This is a genomic window from Ensifer sp. ENS06 (genome assembly GCF_014852205.1).
In the GTDB taxonomy this organism is placed as follows: Bacteria; Pseudomonadota; Alphaproteobacteria; order Rhizobiales; family Rhizobiaceae; genus Ensifer; species Ensifer adhaerens.
On sequence record NZ_JACVBC010000001.1, the window covers coordinates 1,730,238 to 1,748,651 of the forward strand.

Sequence of the window (18,414 nt, forward strand, 5' to 3'; positions counted from 1 at the left end):
CCCTTCCAATGTTCAGAAGATTGCAGCGATTTCATTGCTTGTGCTTGCTCGGATCGCGCGCTGGCCTTATTTGGTGAGGGCTCGCTCCTTGTGGAGCGGCTTTCGTCAACGGTGATCTGGAGACCATGTCCGAGTTTTTTGTCATTTTCGTCCTGCTTTTGATCAATGCATTTTTTGCTCTCTCGGAAATGGCAATCGTCTCGGCAAGCAAGCCAATGCTTCGCCAGATGGCAAAACAGGGAAATGCCCGCGCCGAAGTGGCGCTGAGGCTCGCTGAAGATCCCGGCAAGTTTCTTTCCACCGTACAGGTCGGCATCACGCTCGTCGGCACCTTAGCCGGCGCGTATGGTGGCGCGACAATCGCGGCGAAATTTGCGCCGCTGCTCGATGAGGTCGCTTGGATCAATCCTTACGGCAACACGGTTGCCCTCGTACTCGTCGTTACCCTCATCACCTTCCTGTCCGTGGTTATCGGCGAGCTCATTCCGAAGCAGCTGGCGCTGAAAAATTCCGAGGCGCTGGCCATGTTCGTCGCGCGCCCGATGCACTTCTTGTCGCGGATCACCGCGCCGGTCGTCTATCTCTTCGAGACCGCAGCGTCGCTTGCCATGCGTCTCCTCGGCATCCGTCCTGACGATCCTGATCATGTGACGGAAGAGGAAGTCCACGCGATCATGGCCGAAGGCGTCGAAAGCGGCGCCATCGAAAAGTCCGAGCACGAGATGCTCAGGCGAATCATCCGCCTCGGCGACCGCAACGTGAAGTCGATCATGACCCACCGGACCGAGGTGAGCTTCATCGACGTCAACGACAGCCTGGAAACGGTCGGTCGTAAGATCGATCAGTTCGGCCATTCCCGTTATCCGGTGGTTGATGGCCCGAGCGGCGATGTTCTCGGCGCGGTTCTCGCCAAGGAAATCCTGAACGCGCCGACCTCAGGTCCGTTCGATGTGCGTAGATACATCAAGGAAATCCACACCTTGCCGGAGACGGCGTCGTGCCTAAAGGCACTGGAAGCCTTCAAGTCGTCAAGCATCAACATGGCGATGATCGTCGACGAATATGGAAGCACTGAGGGCATTATCACCATCGCCGACATTCTCGAGGCGATCGTCGGCGTGCTGCCGTCGAACTACGACGACATCGAGCATGCGTTGATCCGCCAGCGCGAAGACGGAAGCTACCTTGTCGACGGCCGCACGCCGATCGACGAAATCCACCTGACGATCGGCATCGAGGGAATCGACGCCGACGGCAACTTCGAGACCATCGCCGGCTTCCTGGTGCAGCAGTTGCGCAAGACGCCGGAGGAGGGCGATGTCGCGATTGCCCATGGCTACCGCTTCGAAGTGGTCGACATGGATGCGCGCCGCATCGACAAGATCCTGGTCAGCCGTTCCGACGAGACGGGCAACTGATCCATGCGCGGCCGGGGGCACCCCCGGCCTGATGCGGCAAGAGCGGTGACTGCCCCATGCGGCCGCTTACATCGTCACAAAGTGCTTCGTCACAAAACGTGAGGGTCCGTGTCACGGCGCCGAATTGGTGGCACTCTATGACGAGGCCACGTGATCATCGCTGAGGTCGCCCGACTACGGATGATCGAGAGGACCCGCCACGAACGGGAAAAAGGTCGGGTTCTGCCCGGTCTTTTGTTTTTGCGCTCCCAGAGGTGGCTCGCGCTTGGTTTGCTCAGCGAAGCCTGAGAATGTCGCAGGTTGTGCCCGCAGGCGCTTCGGAGGCGTGCGGCGGGCGCACGATCAGGCAATCCGATTGCGCGAAAACCTTCATCATCGACGAGTCCTGCCGCGAGAAGGGATGGGCGACCAACGTGCCGTCGCTGTCCCTCGTAAGGCGCGCACGCACATAGTCCTGCCTGACGTCGTTGCCCGGAAGCGGGCTTGCAAGCCGCGCGGTCGTTATGCGGTCGCGCAATGGCAAGCGGGCGAGCTTACGGGTCAGCGGCTCGAGGAAGAGCAGGGCGCAGACGAGGCTGGAGACCGGATTGCCCGGCAGGCCCAGCACCGTCGCCGTTCCGAGCTGGCCCACCATGAGCGGCTTTCCCGGCCGCATGGCGATGCGCCAGAAGTCGAGCGTCATGCCGCAGGCAATGAGCGTCGACTGCACCAGGTCATGGTCACCGACCGAAGCGCCGCCGAGCGTGACGATCACGTCGACATCGGCGTCCTGCGCCCGCCTGACCTCGGCACTGATGGCGTCCCGATCGTCGTAGACGATGCCGAGATCGATGACCTCGGCGCCGTTGTCGCGCGCGATCGCCGCGACGCCGAAGCTGTTCGAGGCGATGATCTGATCGTCGCCCGGCTTGTTGCCCGGAGCCACCAGCTCGTCGCCCGTGGCGAGGATTGCGATCCGCGGACGCTTGAAGACCGGCAGGCTCGCATGGTTCATCCCCGCAGCGAGCGTCAAACGTCCGGCGTCGAGCACGTCGCCCGCCGAAAGTGCCGCTTCGCCGGCGATAAAATCCTGGCCGGCCATTCGAATATGCCGCCCCTTGCCGGGCACGAATTTGGTGCGGATCCGGTTGCCCGGCAACCGCTCGGTATCCTCCTGGATGATCACCGTATCGGCGCCCAATGGCACCGGCGCACCGGTGAAGATGCGCACGGCTTCGCCCGCTTTCATCTCCCCCTTGAAGCCGTGGCCCGCAGCCGATTGGCCGACCACGGTCAGCTCGGCGCCGACGGTCTCAATGTCCCGGTGGCGCACGGCGTAGCCATCCATCGCCGAATTGTCGAAGGCCGGATGGGTGACGCGCGCCGGGATATCCTGAGACAGCACACGGGCGAGCCCGTCATGGAGACCGACGAGCTCAGTCAATTGCGGTGGCGTGGCGCCGTGTAGGATCCGCTCGAGCGCGTCTTCGACGGACAGCAACGCCATGGCCTCAGTTCCCTTCGCGTCGATAGTCGCCGGATCGCCCGCCGGACTTGCTGACCAGCTGGATGCCGCCGATTTCCATCTCGCGATCGGCCGCCTTCGCCATGTCGTAGATTGTAAGGCAGGCGACGCTCACGGCCGTCAGCGCCTCCATCTCGACGCCGGTGCGTCCCGTCAGCTTGGCAAGCGCCTCGACCCGGAGGCCAGGAAGCGTCGGCTCCGGCGTGATATCGACGGTTACCTTGGTCAGCATCAACGGGTGGCAGAGTGGAATGAGGTTGGCCGTCTGCTTGGCGGCCATGATGCCGGCAAGCCGCGCCGTACCGATGACATCGCCCTTCTTGGCGTCGCCTTCGAGAATGAGTGTCAGCGTTTCAGCCTTCATGCGCACATGGCCTTCGGCGACGGCGATGCGTACCGTCTCGGCCTTGTCGCCGACATCCACCATGTTCGCTTCGCCGCTGCCACCGATATGCGTGAGCGTCGGCTTGCTCATCACTCGGCCGCCAGCGTGGTCGTAGCGCCGGTCAGGAGCGTGCGCGTTGCCGATTCGACGTCGCTCTTGCGCATCAGGCTCTCGCCGACGAGGAAGGTGGTGATGCCGCTCTTTTCCAGCCGCTGGCAATCCGCATGCGTGAAGATGCCGCTTTCGCCGACGAGCAGACGGTCGGCAGGCACCATTCCCGCAAGCTGCTCGGAAACCGCGAGATCAACCTCGAAGGTCCTGAGGTTGCGGTTGTTGATGCCGACGAGCGGCGAGGTGAGCTTCAGTGCCCGTTCCATCTCTTCGGCGTCGTGCACCTCGATCAGCACGTCCATGCCAAGCTCGAGGGATGCGTCTTCGAGGCGGCGGGCGTCGTCGTCGCTGAGCGAAGCCATGATGAGAAGGATGCTGTCGGCGCCCCAGGCGCGCGCCTCGAACACCTGGTAGGTGTCGAACATGAAGTCCTTGCGCAGCGCCGGCAGGGCGCAGGCCGCACGCGCCGCTTCGAGAAAGGCAGGCGCACCCTGAAAGCTCGGGGCGTCCGTCAGCACCGACAGACAGGCCGCTCCACCGGCTTCATAGGCCTTGGCGAGCGCCGGCGGATCGAAATCCGGGCGGATCAGTCCCTTCGACGGGCTTGCCTTCTTGATTTCGGCGATCAGTCCGAACGTGCCGGCGGCCTTGCGTGCGGCGAGCGCCGCATGAAAGCCGCGCGGGGTGGCCTGATCAGCGATACGCGCCTTGAGTTCGTCGAGCGAAACGTTCGACTTGGCAGCCGCGATCTCGTCGCGCTTGTAGGCTTCGATCTTGCGCAGGATATCCGTCATGTGCTGATCCTTCCTCAGGCCGCGTTCGATACGCTGATCAGGCGCTGCAGCGCGGTCTTGGCGCCGCCGCTTGAAAGCGACTGGCGCCCAAGCGCCATGCCTTCGGTGAGGTCCTTTGCCCGTCCGGCTATCATCAGCGATGCGGCCGCATTGGCAAGGGAAATGTCCCGGTAGGGGTTCTCGGCACCATCGAGCACTGCCTGGAGCGCGACCGCATTGTACGCGCCGTCGCCGCCCTTGAGCGCATCGATCGTCACCGTCTGAAGGCCGAAATCGGCGGGCGTCAGGGTGAAGGTGGAAATCTTACCGTCCTTGAGTGCTGCGACCTCGGTCGTGCCGGTCGTCGTGATCTCGTCGAGGCCATCGCCGTGAACGACCCAGACATTGTCCGAGCCGAGATCACGCAGCACTTCGGCCAGCGGCTGCACCCATTGCGGCGCGTAGACGCCGACGAGCTGGCGCTTGACGCCTGCCGGGTTGGAAAGCGGGCCGAGCAGGTTGAAGATCGTGCGCGTTCCGAGCTCCACCCGCGTCGGGCCGACATGGCGCATGGCCGAATGGTGCTGCTGGGCGAACATGAAGCCGACACCGGCCTCGCGGATGCATTTCGATATGGCGTCCGGACCGATGTCGAGCTTGACGCCGAGGCAGGAGAGCGCGTCGGCCGTGCCTGACTTCGAGCTCAGCGCGCGGTTGCCGTGCTTGGCAACAGGCACGCCCGCGCCGGCGACGATCAGCGAGGCAAGAGTCGAGATGTTGTAGGTGCCGGCGCCGTCGCCACCGGTTCCAACGATATCGACCGCATCCGCTGGCGCATCGACCGGCAGCATGCGGGCACGCATCGCGCCCACCGCGCCGACGATTTCATCGACGGTTTCGCCGCGCACCCGCAATGCCATCAGGAAGCCGCCGATCTGCGACGGCGTTGCGGCACCCGACATGATGATTTCGAAGGCGGCACGTGCGTCTTCGCGGTTCAGCGCCTCGCGGGCGGCGACCTTGGCGACGAATGGCTTCAGATCACTCATCGATGGTTTCCTTGGGCCTATCGTTGCGCAATGGCGGTTTCAGCGAGCGTCTGGTTGATCGAAACGCCGTAGGCGGCCTGCAGCGTGGCGACCATCTGGTCCAGGATGTCCTCGCCGCTGACACGGGCGAGGGCCTCGATCTGGCGGCTGTCGTCCTGCAGCACGTCTGCCGGGCCGGCGGTGTCAACCGAGGTGACCTGCAGGAGGATCTGCCCTTCGCCGCCGATTCCGGGAGCGTTGGTGACGTGGCCGTTCGCGCCGGAGAAGGCGGCGGCGACGGCTGCCGGGCTAAGGGCGGGATCTGCGGTCGCGCGCGTCAGGCCCGCCTTGGTTTCGACGACGAGGCCGAGTTCGGTCGCAACGTCGGCAAGCTTTGCGCCCTGCTCGACGCGCTGCTTCAGTTCGCCGGCCTTCGTGGCAAGTGCTGCGCGCTGCTGCTCGGCCATCCAGTCGGCGCCGATTTCGTCGCGGGCTTCGTCCAGCGTGCGATCGCGCGCCGGGATGACTTCATCGAGGTCGAACCAGACATAGCCTTCGCGGCCGACATTCACCGGCAGGGTTTCAGCACCGACGTCGGCCTTGAAGACTTCCTGGAGAAGGGCTGCCTGTTCCGGCAGGCCGGCGACGTCATCGCCGTTCTTGTCCTTGCCGGTCGCGTCCACCGCATCGACGGTTACGAGCTTCAGCTTGAGCTGGTCGGCGACTTCCTTGATCGGCGCGCCGGAAGCGCGCTCGTCTTCGATCTTGTCATGCAGGCGCATGACTTCTTCGCCCGCTGTGGAAAGGGCGATGTCCTTGCGCAGTTCTTCCTTCACTTCGTCGAGGCTGCGGACGGTTTCCGGGCGGATGTTCGTCACGCGCAGGATGACCGGCCCGAAGGCACCGTCGACAACCGGCGTCACGCCGTCGGCCTGAAGTGCGAAAGCTGCTTCGCCGATCTTGGCGTCGGGAACGCGATCCCTCGTGAACTCGCCGAGAAGTACGTCGGCAGAAGACTTGCCTTCGGACTTTACGAGATCGTCGAAGCTGGTGCCAGCAGCAAGCTTTGCCGACGCAGCGTCAGCCGCTTCACGTGACGTGAAGGAGAGCTGTTCGATTGTCCGCGCGGCAGCGCTGCGGAAGCTTTCCTTGCGGCGCTCGTATTCGGCGCGGATCTCGTCGTCGGTGACAACGGTCGGGTCGGCAACGTCAGTCGGCTCGAGCTTCACGTAGGTGACCTTGCGATATTCCGGCGCACGGTAGTTTGCCTTGCGGCTGTCGTACCAGGGAGAAAGCACGTCGTCGCCCGGCACCTTGACCGGATCGATATTGGCGTTCGAGAGCAGCAGGTAATCGATCGTGCGCTTCTCGTGCCGGTAGGCGCCGATTGCGTCGGTGAGAACCTTCGGAGCGACATAGCCATCAGACAGCGCGTCGACGATCTGCGAGCGGATCGCCGTCTGACTCTGGCTGTTGATGTAATCCTGTTCGCGCAGGCCCGCATTGCGCAGCACGCTCGAGAACGTCAGTCGGTCGAACTGGCCGTTGACGCTGTGGAATGCCGGATCGTCGGCGATCAGTTTTGCGAGCCGATCCTGCGACAGGCCGAGATTCATGTCGTTGGCGAGCTGGTCGAGAGCCGCGCCGGCGACGATCTGCGAGTAGACCCGCTGCTCGATGCCGAAGGCGCGCGCCTGCTGCGGCGTCAGCCGCGTGCCGAGCTGGCGGGAAGCCTGTGCCAGCATGGTCTCGTAGGCGAGCCGGAATTCCGGTGGCTTGACCTTGACGTCACCGACGACCACCACCGCATCCGACTGGTTCGTCATCGTCAACGATGAGCCGCCCCACACCATGAACGACAGAACGAGAACGATTAGCAGGCCTTTGACGACCCAGGTCTGGGCGGCGCTTCTCAGAAATTCGAGCATGGGGGCAGAAACCTCGTTGCAATGCGGTGGCCATCGGCCAAACGAATTCGTTCCTTAAAACAAACGAAACAGGAAATGAAGGGTTGTTTGCCGCAAATTGCGCCCATGCAACGGGATCGGCCGCCCGGAGCAACCGTCTGGTTTTCAATGGCTGCCGCGACAGCTGCGCGAGCTGCCTCGATGAGGCGGGCGGCGTCCGTCGATCGGACCGGCGCGGGTGACCAACTCGATGTCGGATTCGTTAGCCGGCAACCGAAAATTATCTGTCACATTGGCTCGAACATGCCGCGGTTCTGTGGTTCTGTTGCAGGGGCGGAGCGATTCTTTGGAGCTTCCGCGGGAAAGATTCCATGCAGTCGACAATCGTGATGGTAAACCTGTTTGGAGCAGTGGCACTGCTTCTCTTCGGCCTGTCCCTCGTCAAGGACGGGGTGACCCGTGCCTTCGGGGCTCGGCTGCGCGCCGGCCTCGCCCAGGGAACCGACGGCTCTCTCCGCTCCTTCGTGACCGGACTTGTCGCGACGCTTGCGCTGCAAAGTTCCACGGCCACCGCATTGATGACCGCATCCTTCGTGGAAAAGGGGCTCATCCGCTCGCGCATGGCGCAGATCGTGCTGCTTGGCGCCAATCTCGGCACGGCGATGACGGCCTGGATCGTGGCGACCGGAATAGAATGGCTGTCGCCGCTCGTCATTCTCATCGGCGTGGTCTTGCACCGCGCCAGCCGGTCGAACGCGCGCCAGGGTCTGGGTGCTGCCTTCGTTGGCATCGGCCTCATGCTCCTGTCGCTGCATCTTTTGGGCGCGGCGACGGAGCCGATGCGTGACAGTCCGGCCCTTGGGGCCTTCCTCTCGATGCTCGACAGCGCCTGGCCCGTAGCGCTTCTCATTGCCGCGGGACTTGCCTTTGCGTCGTCGTCCAGTCTGGCTGTGGTGATGCTGGTGCTGTCACTCTCGACGACGGGCATCCTCAGCGTCGGGTTGACGGTGGCACTCGTGCTTGGCGCCAATCTCGGTGGCGCCGTTCCGCCTGTCATGGCGACGCTCGGTTCCGCTCCGTCGGCGCGCCGCGTCACCATCGGCAACCTTGTCGTTCGCGCCATTGGCTGCCTGATCGCGCTTCCGCTGACAGGCATGAGCGTGGAGTTTCTACAGAGCCTGCCGCTGCCGCGCCAGAACCTGCCGGTCGACATTCATCTGGCCTTCAACCTCGCGGTCGCCATTCTTGCCTGGCCCTTTGCCGGTTTGCTGTCGCAGCTGATGGCCCGGTTCATTCCGGATGGAGAGGCCGAGGAGACTGGCCCGCGTTATCTCGATGAGACAACGCTGAATACGCCGGTCATGGCGCTTTCGGGAGCCACCCGCGAGGTCTTGCGCGTCGGCGATCTGGTCGAGGCGATGCTGATGCGTGCCGCGAACGCCTTCAACAACAACGACCTCTCGGATATTCGCGATATCGGCAAGTTCGAAAAACAGGTCGATCAGCTGCAGCAGGAGGTCAAGATCTTCCTGTCGCGCTTGGGCCGCGATGGCCTGAGCGCCGAAGACGGCCGCCGCTCGATCGTCATCATCGACTATGCCATCAATCTCGAGCATATGGGCGACATCATCGAGAAGGGGCTGTGCGAGCAGATCACCAAGAAGGTCAGCAACGGCCTGAAGTTCTCGGAGGAGGGCTATCAGGAGCTCAAGAGCCTCTTCAACCTGACGATCGACAATCTGCGAGTCGCCCAGACTATCTTCGTCACCCGCAATGCCGATCTCGCCAAGCAGCTCATCGAGGTGAAGGTCAACGTCCGTCACATGGAGAAACGCTCGGCGGAGCGCCATATCGAGCGGTTGCGCGACGGGCTGGTCCAGAGCCTGCAGACGAGCTCGCTGCATCTCGACATGCTCCGGGATCTGAAGCGCGTCAACGCGCATATCGCTTCCGTCGCCTATCCCATCCTTGAGGAAAATGGCCTGTTGAGCGAGAGCCGCTTGCGGCCGGGCGCCTAGCCGTCGCGTCGATCAGCCGCCGGTGTTGACAGCGGGCTTCAGGCTGTTTCGGATAAAGGCGTCGTAGCAGCTTGTCAGCGTGATCCGGCTGTGAGCCGTTTCAAGGCTCGGCAGATAAAGCGACAGCAGCGTCTGGTTGACGTTGGTCACCGGGCAGGTCGGCACCAGCGCGACGTCGACCGCTTCGAGGGCGGCGCGAACATTTTCATCCGGCGGCGGAATGGCGCGGAAGGGATCTGCGCCGATCGCGACATGCAGCGGGGCACTGCGGTCCATCAGCCACGGAAAGGGATTGGTGAAGTCGACGTTGAAGATCGTCCGGAAGCGTACGCCGTTCGAAGCCTCGTAGGCCCTCAACGCGTCGATCGCTTTGTCGACATTCATCAGCCATCCCGTCTGAAAATCGAAGTCGCTGTAGAGCAGGAACGACGGCAACTCGCCGGCCATGGCGAAGGCGTCGAATGCGGGACGCTCGGTCGCGTAGAGGATGCGCAGACGCTCGGCGCGCAGTGCCAGGATGGGCCGTACATTGACGGCGCCCATCGTTTTGAGGTTGCGGCTTTCCAGCGGCACGTTGTTGACAGCCCCGATCCACGCGCGGGCGCTTTTTTGCACGACGGCCGTGGCCGGCGGCAGGGCTGCCGCGAGGGCGAGAACAGCGACGGCAACTGCGACAGGCCGTGTTTTGGCGGCTGCGACTTCATCGATCGCGAGCTTGAGGAGCAGCGGCAGCAGGAAGATGAACGCCTGACTGCCGGTATTCTGGCTTTCAAAGACGATGCCAGCAACAACGAAGGCCGCCAGCCAGAAAAACGGCTGGTCGAAACTTCGGCAGAGAGCCGCCATTGACGGGCCTTTTCCAAGCTGGCGCAGCGACTGGGCGAAGGGCGCAAGCTGCGTGCCGAGGAGCACCAGGCACAGCAATCCCGCCGGGATCAGCAGACCGGCATTGAGGGAGGCGGCCTGCAGCAGCCGCGGCAGCAAGCTGCCGTCATTGACGGAAAGCAGCGCCAGGATATCGGCAAGATAGGCAGAGACGCCGCCGAGGGCGAGTTCGACGCTCGCAAGGATGGCGATGACCACGAGCCCCGCCACGATAGCCGAGCGGAACGGCAGGCGCCCCGCAGCAAAGGCCATGAGGCACATGAGCGTGCCGGCAACCGCGCCGGTGATCTTGACGAAGAACAGTGCCGCCATGGCGCCGGCGACCGTCGCGACGAGCAGCCGACGATCGCGCACGTGGACAAGTGCGGCTGCGAGTACATAGAGAAGCTGGCAGACCTGGCGGTTGTAGATGCCGAAACCGTCGGAGCCGGGGTAGGGGTAGAAGTCGCCGGTGTTGAACGGCAGCACCGAAAACACCAGGAACGGCAGCAGGATCGCATAGGCGACTGCCGTCGAACGCTTCTGGACATCGGTGACCACCAGCGCGATCAGCGGCCCACTGACGAGAAGCAGGCACCAGCTCGCCAAGAGCAGCGGCTGGCCATTCGGAAAGATGCCCTGCAGGGCGGCGAAGAGATAGTAGCCGAGGGCGCCGACGGGGGTGAAGAAATCGACCGACGGGATCTGGCCGTCGCGGATACGATTGGCGGCATCGAGATAGAGATAGTGGTCCCAGAACATCGGACCGATCGGCTGCGGGATCGTGAAGCTGAGCAGAACCGCGAGCACACCGAGCACAAGGGCAAGTAACAGAAGCGGAGATCGCGCGAGAGGAATGACCGCGCCGGTAGACTTTGCCGGTGTGTCGATGTCAGTGCGGCTGTGCATTGCGGCTTGATCCCCCGAAGGAGCGATGCACCCGCACGGCTTTGCTGACACAGGCTCCGCGCCTTCTTATGCCATCATCCGGTTTTAAGCCGGTTAATGCGACGTGATTGTGAGAATTATGCTTCTCGCAATATGTTGCTGCTAGCACCGCGCCGAATCGAACGGCGATTTTGTACTTGAGCCGATTCCAATCTAAGGAATTGTGCAGAGGGCGTGAGCCTGGAAGAGACCAAGGAGAGATATATGGAACGGACGTGCCTGGCCCTCGTTTTGGCTGCGGGTGAAAGCACGCGGATGAAATCGTCCATGTCGAAGGTGCTGCATCCGGTGGCCGGCCGGCCGATGATCGCCCACGTCGTCGAGGCGCTCGCAAATGCTTCCATCTCCGATATCGCTCTCGTCGTCGGCCGCGACGCCGACGCAGTCTCGGCCGCCGCCGACATCGGCGGCGTGTCGGTTTCCTCCTATTTGCAGAAGGAACGGCTCGGCACCGGTCACGCGGTGCTTGCGGCCCGCGATGCCATCGCAAAGGGTTTCGACGACATTCTCGTCGTTTTTGGCGATACGCCGCTGATCCAGCCTGAACCACTTCGGGCCGCTCGCGAGGGACTTGCGGCCGGCAACGATGTGGTGGTGATCGGCTTCGAGGCGGCAGACCCGTCGGGCTACGGCCGCCTGATCGTCAAGGACGGCGCGCTGGTCGCCATTCGCGAGCACAAGGACGCAACGGAAGAAGAGCGCCGCATCACCTATTGCAACGGCGGCCTGATGGCGATCGACGGTCGCAAGGCGCTCGATCTTCTCGGTCGCATCGGCAACGCCAACGTCAAGGGCGAGTACTACCTGACGGACCTCGTGGAGATCGTGCGCGAGATCGGTGGGCAGGCGATTGCCGTCGAGGCCCCCGAAGAAGAACTGACTGGCTGCAACACGCGCGCCGAGCTCGCCTTCATCGAGCGGCTTTGGCAGCAGCGCCGCCGCCACGAGCTGATGCTGTCGGGCGTATCGATGATCGCGCCGGAAACCGTGTTTCTCGCCTGGGATACCGCGCTGGAGCAGGATGTCCTGGTCGAGCCGAATGTCGTCTTCGGCCCGGGCGTGCGCGTCGAAAGCGGCGCGATCATTCATGCCTTCTCGCATGTCGAGGGTGCGACGGTGCGCGCCGGCGCGACGGTCGGTCCGTACGCACGCCTGCGCCCGGGTGCCGATCTCGGCGAAAACTCCAAGGTCGGCAATTTCTGCGAAGTCAAGAAGGCTGAGATTGGCGCCGGCGCCAAGGTCAATCACCTGACCTATATCGGCGATGCCTTCGTCGGCGCAGGCACCAACATTGGCGCGGGCACGATCACTTGCAATTACGACGGTGTGAACAAGCACGAGACGCGGATCGGCGAAAATGCCTTTATCGGCTCGAACTCGTCTCTGGTTGCGCCGGTGACGATCGGTGACGGCGCCCTGGTCGCCTCCGGCAGCGTCATCACCGAGGATGTGCCGGCCGACGCCGTCGCCTTTGGCCGCGCACGCCAGGAGATCAAGCCTGGCCGGGCACGGCTGCTGCGCGAGCGGTACGAGGCGGTGAAGGCAGCCAAGAAGGCGGCGAAGGCTGCCGGTTAGGCCCGTGGTGCCCGCGTGTCCGCGGGTTCGCCTCGGATTTGCTGCATGTCGCTTGATTCTGCTAGGATTCGCGGGAACATGCGGCGGCGTTAAACATTGAAATCGAAAGTGAAATCGGGGCGGATTGCCTCGACCGGCAAATGCTTTACCAAGACAGCGCGCCGGGCGGCATTTCCGCCCTCGTTGAACAGGGGCGCCGATCGCGGCGCGGGGACGAATTCGGAGACGACTATGTGCGGTATTGTAGGCATCGTTGGCAACCAGCCGGTATCGGAACGACTGGTCGATGCGCTGAAGCGCTTGGAATACCGCGGTTATGATTCCGCCGGTGTCGCCACCGTCATTGGCGGCAAGCTGGAGCGCCGGCGCGCCGAGGGCAAGCTCGTCAATCTGGAGATCAGGCTGCGCGAAGAGCCGCTTGCCGGCACGATCGGCATTGCCCACACGCGCTGGGCAACCCATGGCGCGCCGACCGAACGCAACGCCCACCCGCATTTCACCGACGGGGTCGCCGTCGTCCACAACGGCATCATTGAGAACTTCGCCGAGCTGAAGGACGAACTGATCGCCAGTGGCGCAAAGTTCGAGACGGACACCGACACCGAGGTTGTGGCCCATCTGCTCTCCAAGTTCCGTCGCGAAGGCCTCGGCCGGCGCGAAGCCATGCACGCGATGCTGAAGCGCGTCACCGGCGCCTATGCGCTGGCCGTGCTCTTCCAGGACGATCCTTCGACGATCATGGCGGCGCGGAACGGCCCGCCGCTTGCGATCGGTCACGGCCGCGGCGAAATGTTCCTCGGCTCCGACGCGATCGCGCTTGCGCCCTTCACCAACGAGATCACCTATCTGATCGATGGCGACTGGGCGGTGATCGGGGCGAACGGCGTGCATATCTTCGATCTCGACGGCAACGTCGTCGACCGGCCGAAGCAGCTGTCTACGGCCGCCGCCTACATGATCGACAAGGGCAACCACCGGCACTTCATGGAGAAGGAGATCTATGAGCAGCCGGAGGTGATCGCGCACGCGCTCAGCCACTACATCGATTTTGCCGGCAACCGCATCAAGGCGCTCTCAGGCACGATCGATTTCGCCAAGGTTCCGAGCCTTGCGATTTCCGCCTGCGGCACCGCCTATCTCGCTGGCCTCGTCGGCAAGTACTGGTTTGAGCGTTACGCCCGCCTGCCGGTGGAAATCGATGTCGCGTCCGAGTTCCGCTACCGCGAGATCCCGCTGCCTTCCGAGGCGGCCGCGTTGTTCATCTCTCAATCCGGCGAAACCGCTGATACGCTGGCCTCGCTGCGCTACTGCAAGGATCTCGGCCTGAAGATCGGCGCCGTCGTCAACACGCGCGAATCGACCATCGCGCGTGAATCCGACGCGGTCTTCCCGATCCTTGCCGGTCCGGAAATCGGTGTCGCCTCGACCAAGGCCTTCACCTGCCAGCTCGCAGTGCTGGCGTCGCTCGCGATCGGCGCCGGTCGCGCCCGCGGCACGGTGAGTGCTGAGGAAGAGCAGGTCTTGGTTCGCTATCTCGCGGAAATGCCGCGTATCATGGGGCAGGTGCTGAACGCCGTTCAGCCGAAGATCGAGCTTCTTTCGCGCGAGCTGTCGAAGTGCCGCGATGTTCTCTACCTCGGCCGCGGCACCAGCTTCCCGCTGGCGATGGAGGGGGCGCTCAAGCTCAAGGAGATCTCCTATATCCATGCGGAAGGTTATGCCGCCGGCGAACTGAAGCATGGACCGATCGCGCTGATTGACGAGAACATGCCGGTTATCGTCATCGCGCCGCACGACCGCTTCTACGAGAAGACCGTTTCCAACATGCAGGAAGTCGCGGCCCGCGGCGGCCGGATCATTCTCATCACCGACGAGAAGGGCGCCGCCGCCTCGAAGCTCGAGACCATGGCGACGATCGTGCTGCCTGATGTCGATGAGGTCATCGCGCCGATGATCTTCTCGCTGCCGATCCAGCTCCTTGCCTATCACACGGCGGTGTTCATGGGCACCGACGTCGACCAACCCCGCAACCTCGCCAAATCGGTGACCGTCGAATGATCTATGTCCGGCACGAGCGCCCCGGCGACGAAGCGGCGATACATGCCGTGACCGCGGCCGCATTCGAAGGGCATCCGCACAGCGACCAGAGCGAACCCTTCATCATCGAGCGACTGCGTGAGTCCGGTGCGCTGAGCGTGTCGCTGGTCGCCGAGATGAACGAGGAAATCGTTGGGCACATCGCCTTTTCGCCCGTCACTCTGACGCCGGAAGAGCCTGGCTGGTTCGGGCTCGGGCCGGTCTCGGTCAAGCCGGACGTTCAGGCCCAGGGCATCGGCCGGCAGCTGATCCTCGAAGGGCTCGAATGGCTGCGGGCGGAAGGGGCCGCCGGCTGCGTCGTGGTCGGCGATCCGGCCTTGTATCAAAAGTTCGGTTTCCGTAACGAATCGGCTCTTGTATTCCCCGGTTGTGCGCCGCAATATTTCATGGCGCTGGCTCTCTCCGGCGCGATGGCGGCCGGTACGGTCGCCTATCATCCGGCCTTCGGCGTCGAGTGAGGTTGAGACGGAAGAAGCATGACGGAACATTCGAAACGCGGCTATATCGGCACCCGGCTGCGCAACTACTTCCTGACGGGTTTGATCATCTGCGCACCGGTCGCGATCACCGTCTGGCTCGTGCGCACCTTCATCGACTGGGCCGACGGTTGGGTGAAGCCCTACCTGCCGAACTTCTATAATCCGGACACCTATTCGCCCGTCGCCATTCCCGGCTTCGGTCTGCTCGTCGCTATTTTCGTGATCACCTTCGTCGGTTTCATGACCGCAAACCTCGTCGGTCGGTCGATCGTGAATTTCGCCGAGTCGCTCCTCAATCGGACGCCTCTCGTCCGCACGATCTACAAGTCCACCAAGCAGATATTCCAGACGGTGCTGCAGGAACAGTCCTCCTCCTTCAAGAAGGCCGGGCTGATCGAGTATCCGAGCCCGGGCATCTGGTCGCTGGTGTTCATCGCAACGGATGTGAAAGGCGAGATCGCCTCGAAATTCAAGGAACGCGGCATGGACATGGTCGCGGTCTTCCTGCCGCCGACCCCGATCCCGACGGCGGGGTTCCTGCTGTTCATCCCGCGCGACAAGATCATCCCGCTTGACATGAGCGCGGAGGACGCGGCGAAGCTCCTGATCTCGGGGGGGCTCGTGACGCCCGACCAGAAGCCGCTCGCCAATGCACCTTTGAAAATCGGTCAGCAGAAGACTGAGATTCCCGTATCTTGATGCCGGGCCGCCGTGATCGTCGCCTTGGCAGGGTGGTCGGTCAGCCGGCGCGCAGGAAGCGGATCGCCTCATCGCGGCGGTAGAGATAGAGCAGCGTGCGGAGCGCTTCGCCGCGCTCCGAAGTGAGGTCCGGATCGCGCTCGATCACGTAGGCGGCGTCCTTCCGCGCGATTTCGAGCAGATCGCCGTGGGCCTCCAGGCTGGCGATGCGAAAACCGGGCGTGCCTGACTGGCGCGTGCCGAGCAACTCGCCTTCGCCGCGCAGCTTCAGGTCTTCCTCGGCGATAAGGAAGCCGTCCTCGCTGTCGCGCAGAATCGAGAGCCGCGCGCGGCCGGTTTCGCCGAGCGGCCCCTTGTAGAGCAGGATGCACGTCGATGCCTCGTCGCCACGGCCGACGCGGCCGCGCAACTGGTGAAGCTGGGCAAGGCCGAAGCGTTCCGCATGCTCAATCACCATGATCGTTGCGTCGGGCACGTCGACGCCGACTTCCACGACTGTTGTCGCAACCAGCAGGCGGATCTCGCCGTTCTTGAAGGCGAGCATGACGGCGTCCTTCTCCGCCCCGTTCATACGGCCGTGTACCAGGCCGACATTGTTGCCGAAGCGCTTGGCGAGGCCTTCGTATCGTTCTTCGGCCGACATGACGTCGACGGCTTCGGACTCTTCCACGAGCGGGCAGATCCAGTAGGCCTTCTTGCCTTCGCGAAGGGCGGCGTCGAGCCGATCGACGATGTCGCCAACGCGCTCCGTCGGGATCGTCACCGTCTGGATCGGCTTGCGTCCGGCGGGCTTTTCCGTGAGCTTCGAAACGTCCATGTCGCCGAAGGCGGCAAGCACCAGCGTGCGCGGGATCGGCGTTGCCGTCATGACCAGCATATGCGGCGAGATGCCCTTGGCGGTCAGGCGCAGGCGCTGGTGAACGCCGAAGCGATGCTGTTCGTCCACCACCGCCAGTGTCAGCTCCTTGTAGCTCACCGTGTCCTGGAAAAGCGCATGCGTGCCGATCACCATGCGCGTTTCTCCGGACGCGATGCGCTCGAGAATGGCGTCGCGCTCCTTGCCCTTGGTGCGGCCGGTCAAAACGTCGATGGCGATGCCGGCGGATGCGGCCATCCTTGCAAGCGTCGCATGGTGCTGGCGGGCGAGAATTTCGGTCGGCGCCATCAGCACCGCCTGACCGCCGGATTCGACGGCGGCGAGCATCGCCATCAGCGCCACCATCGTCTTGCCGGAGCCGACATCGCCTTGCAGCAGCCGGAGCATGCGCTCGGTGCCGGCCATGTCCTTCAGGATGTCGGCGATCGCCGTCGACTGACTGGCTGTCAAGGAAAAGGGAAGGGCGTCGATGACCGGACGGGAAAGCACACCGGTCGCGTGAACCGGTACTCCCGCGACCTTGCGCAGGCGCTGGCGAACGAGAGCCAGAGACAATTGCCCGGCGAGAAACTCGTCATAGGCGAGGCGGCGGCGGGCAGGTGCCTGCGGATCAAGGTCGGTCGCGTCGCGGGGATCATGCAGCGCGCGGAAACTTTCGGCTGCGGTGCTGAAACCTTGTCGCGTCAGCAGCGCGTCGTCCATCCATTCGGGCATGTCCGGAACGCGGGCGACGGCGGCCTCGATCGACTTGCGCAATATCCTTGGTGAAAGTCCTGCTGTCAGCCCGTAGACCGGCTCGACCAGCGGCAGGTTTTCCGCCTCGCTTGCCCGGACCGCATAGTCAGGGTGAACCATGGAGGGGCGGCCGTTGAACCAGTCGACCTTGCCGCTGACGATGACTGTCTCATCGACCGGCAGCGATTTTTCCAGCCAGTTGCCCTTGACGCGGAAGTAGGTGAGCGCCAGCTCCCCGGTCTCGTCATGCAGGAAGACGCGATAGGGCAGGTTGGGCTTTCCGCGTGGGGGCGGCTGGTGGCGATCGACCCGACCGGTGATGGTGACGATAACCCCTTGAGGCGCGTGGGCGATGCCAGGCTGTTGGCGCCGGTCGATCAACGAATGCGGCGCGTGAAAAACGAGATCGACCACGCGGCAGTCTTCGATCGTCTCGCGACCGAGCAAACGGGCATAGAGTTCGCCGATCTTCGGGCCGATGCCTGGAAGCGTGTCGAGCGGGGAGAAGAGCGGATCTAGCAGGGCGGGGCGCATGGCGATGAAATTGCGATGATAATTCGGGCTTTGGCAAGGCTGACAATCGGCTATTCAGAGTTTATAGAGCCGTTGACGACAAACCGTACCCCAAAGGCCTCGCGCGTTCGTCCGAGCGTGCAGGCGTCATCGCGGGCGGCAGGAAGGAATTTCCCATGACCGGCATCTCTCGCACCAGCGCCGATCTCGATCCGCGTCGACGGCGGATCCTGTTTCGCGCCTGGCATCGCGGCATTCGCGAGATGGATTTGATCCTCGGGCAATTTGCAGAGGCTGAGCTCTCGACGCTTTCTGAAGCACAACTCGATGAACTCGAGACGATCATGGGCGAGGAAGACAACGATCTCGTCAAGTGGATCATCGGCGAACAGCCGGTGCCGGCTTGCTATCAGACGCAGATGTTTCAGCGCATCGCTGCCTATCGTCCGGATTTCGACAAGCTTCCCGAAGGGATGAAATAGA

At 63.4% G+C, this 18,414-nt stretch carries 14 protein-coding genes; 7 read left to right on the forward strand and 7 right to left on the reverse strand.

All coding sequences use genetic code 11. The features are described 5' to 3' along the window. Positions 1-125 precede the first annotated feature (125 nt). Positions 126-1,418, forward strand: a complete 1,293-nt coding sequence (locus IB279_RS08600) for a hemolysin family protein (RefSeq protein ID WP_034790998.1) — start codon at positions 126-128, stop codon at positions 1,416-1,418. Between the two features lie 274 nt (positions 1,419-1,692). On the opposite strand, the gene glp is transcribed toward IB279_RS08600, so the two are convergent. From glp to IB279_RS08625, 5 genes are read right to left on the reverse strand one after another with little or no spacing between them, the layout of a single operon-like run. Beyond that, complete coding sequence (gene glp / locus IB279_RS08605) at positions 1,693-2,904, reverse strand: gephyrin-like molybdotransferase Glp (protein ID WP_113188660.1); 1,212 nt, start codon at positions 2,902-2,904, stop codon at positions 1,693-1,695. Positions 2,905-2,908: 4 nt separating this feature from the next. Beyond that, on the reverse strand, positions 2,909-3,397 hold the full coding sequence (gene moaC, locus IB279_RS08610) for a cyclic pyranopterin monophosphate synthase MoaC (protein WP_113188661.1): 489 nt from the start codon (positions 3,395-3,397) through the stop codon (positions 2,909-2,911). Next, a complete protein-coding gene (gene trpC / locus IB279_RS08615) occupies positions 3,397-4,212 on the reverse strand; it encodes an indole-3-glycerol phosphate synthase TrpC (protein WP_192339143.1) in 816 nt (271 codons plus the stop codon). Before trpC ends, moaC begins: the two co-directional genes overlap by 1 nt. A 14-nt stretch (positions 4,213-4,226) precedes the next feature. Beyond that, positions 4,227-5,240, reverse strand: a complete 1,014-nt coding sequence (gene trpD / locus IB279_RS08620) for an anthranilate phosphoribosyltransferase (RefSeq protein WP_060517064.1) — start codon at positions 5,238-5,240, stop codon at positions 4,227-4,229. Positions 5,241-5,257: 17 nt separating this feature from the next. Beyond that, the gene (locus IB279_RS08625) at positions 5,258-7,147 is read right to left on the reverse strand and encodes a SurA N-terminal domain-containing protein (RefSeq protein ID WP_192339144.1); all 1,890 of its coding nucleotides are present in this window, start codon (positions 7,145-7,147) and stop codon (positions 5,258-5,260) included. A gap of 350 nt (positions 7,148-7,497) precedes the next feature. Here IB279_RS08625 and IB279_RS08630 point away from each other — a divergent pair, with 350 nt between their 5' ends. After that, a complete protein-coding gene (locus IB279_RS08630) occupies positions 7,498-9,144 on the forward strand; it encodes a Na/Pi cotransporter family protein (RefSeq protein ID WP_034791009.1) in 1,647 nt (548 codons plus the stop codon). A 12-nt stretch (positions 9,145-9,156) separates the two neighbouring features. On the opposite strand, the gene IB279_RS08635 is transcribed toward IB279_RS08630, so the two are convergent. Beyond that, complete coding sequence (locus IB279_RS08635) at positions 9,157-10,917, reverse strand: hypothetical protein (protein WP_192339145.1); 1,761 nt, start codon at positions 10,915-10,917, stop codon at positions 9,157-9,159. Between the two features lie 243 nt (positions 10,918-11,160). Here IB279_RS08635 and glmU point away from each other — a divergent pair, with 243 nt between their 5' ends. The 4 genes from glmU to IB279_RS08655 all read left to right on the forward strand — a co-directional run bounded on the left by glmU (position 11,161) and on the right by IB279_RS08655 (position 15,806). Next, positions 11,161-12,531 (forward strand): bifunctional UDP-N-acetylglucosamine diphosphorylase/glucosamine-1-phosphate N-acetyltransferase GlmU, encoded by a 1,371-nt coding sequence (glmU, locus tag IB279_RS08640; protein WP_192339146.1) that lies wholly within the window; start codon positions 11,161-11,163, stop codon positions 12,529-12,531. A 231-nt stretch (positions 12,532-12,762) separates the two neighbouring features. After that, positions 12,763-14,589 (forward strand): glutamine--fructose-6-phosphate transaminase (isomerizing), encoded by a 1,827-nt coding sequence (glmS, locus tag IB279_RS08645; RefSeq protein ID WP_113188665.1) that lies wholly within the window; start codon positions 12,763-12,765, stop codon positions 14,587-14,589. After that, positions 14,589-15,086, forward strand: coding sequence for a GNAT family N-acetyltransferase (locus IB279_RS08650; RefSeq protein ID WP_060582204.1), 498 nt, complete (start codon positions 14,589-14,591; stop codon positions 15,084-15,086). The genes glmS and IB279_RS08650 overlap by 1 nt, the downstream gene beginning before the upstream one ends. Positions 15,087-15,104: 18 nt before the next feature. Further along, positions 15,105-15,806 carry a DUF502 domain-containing protein gene (locus IB279_RS08655; RefSeq protein ID WP_034791018.1) on the forward strand — a complete coding sequence of 234 codons (702 nt, stop codon included), beginning with the start codon at positions 15,105-15,107 and terminating at the stop codon, positions 15,804-15,806. A 40-nt stretch (positions 15,807-15,846) separates the two neighbouring features. On the opposite strand, the gene recG is transcribed toward IB279_RS08655, so the two are convergent. Beyond that, complete coding sequence (gene recG, locus IB279_RS08660; RefSeq protein WP_113188666.1) at positions 15,847-17,952, reverse strand: ATP-dependent DNA helicase RecG; 2,106 nt, start codon at positions 17,950-17,952, stop codon at positions 15,847-15,849. 155 nt (positions 17,953-18,107) lie between these two features. Here recG and IB279_RS08665 point away from each other — a divergent pair, with 155 nt between their 5' ends. After that, positions 18,108-18,413 carry a succinate dehydrogenase assembly factor 2 gene (locus tag IB279_RS08665; RefSeq protein ID WP_034791024.1) on the forward strand — a complete coding sequence of 102 codons (306 nt, stop codon included), beginning with the start codon at positions 18,108-18,110 and terminating at the stop codon, positions 18,411-18,413. The last annotated feature ends 1 nt before the right edge of the window (position 18,414 follow it).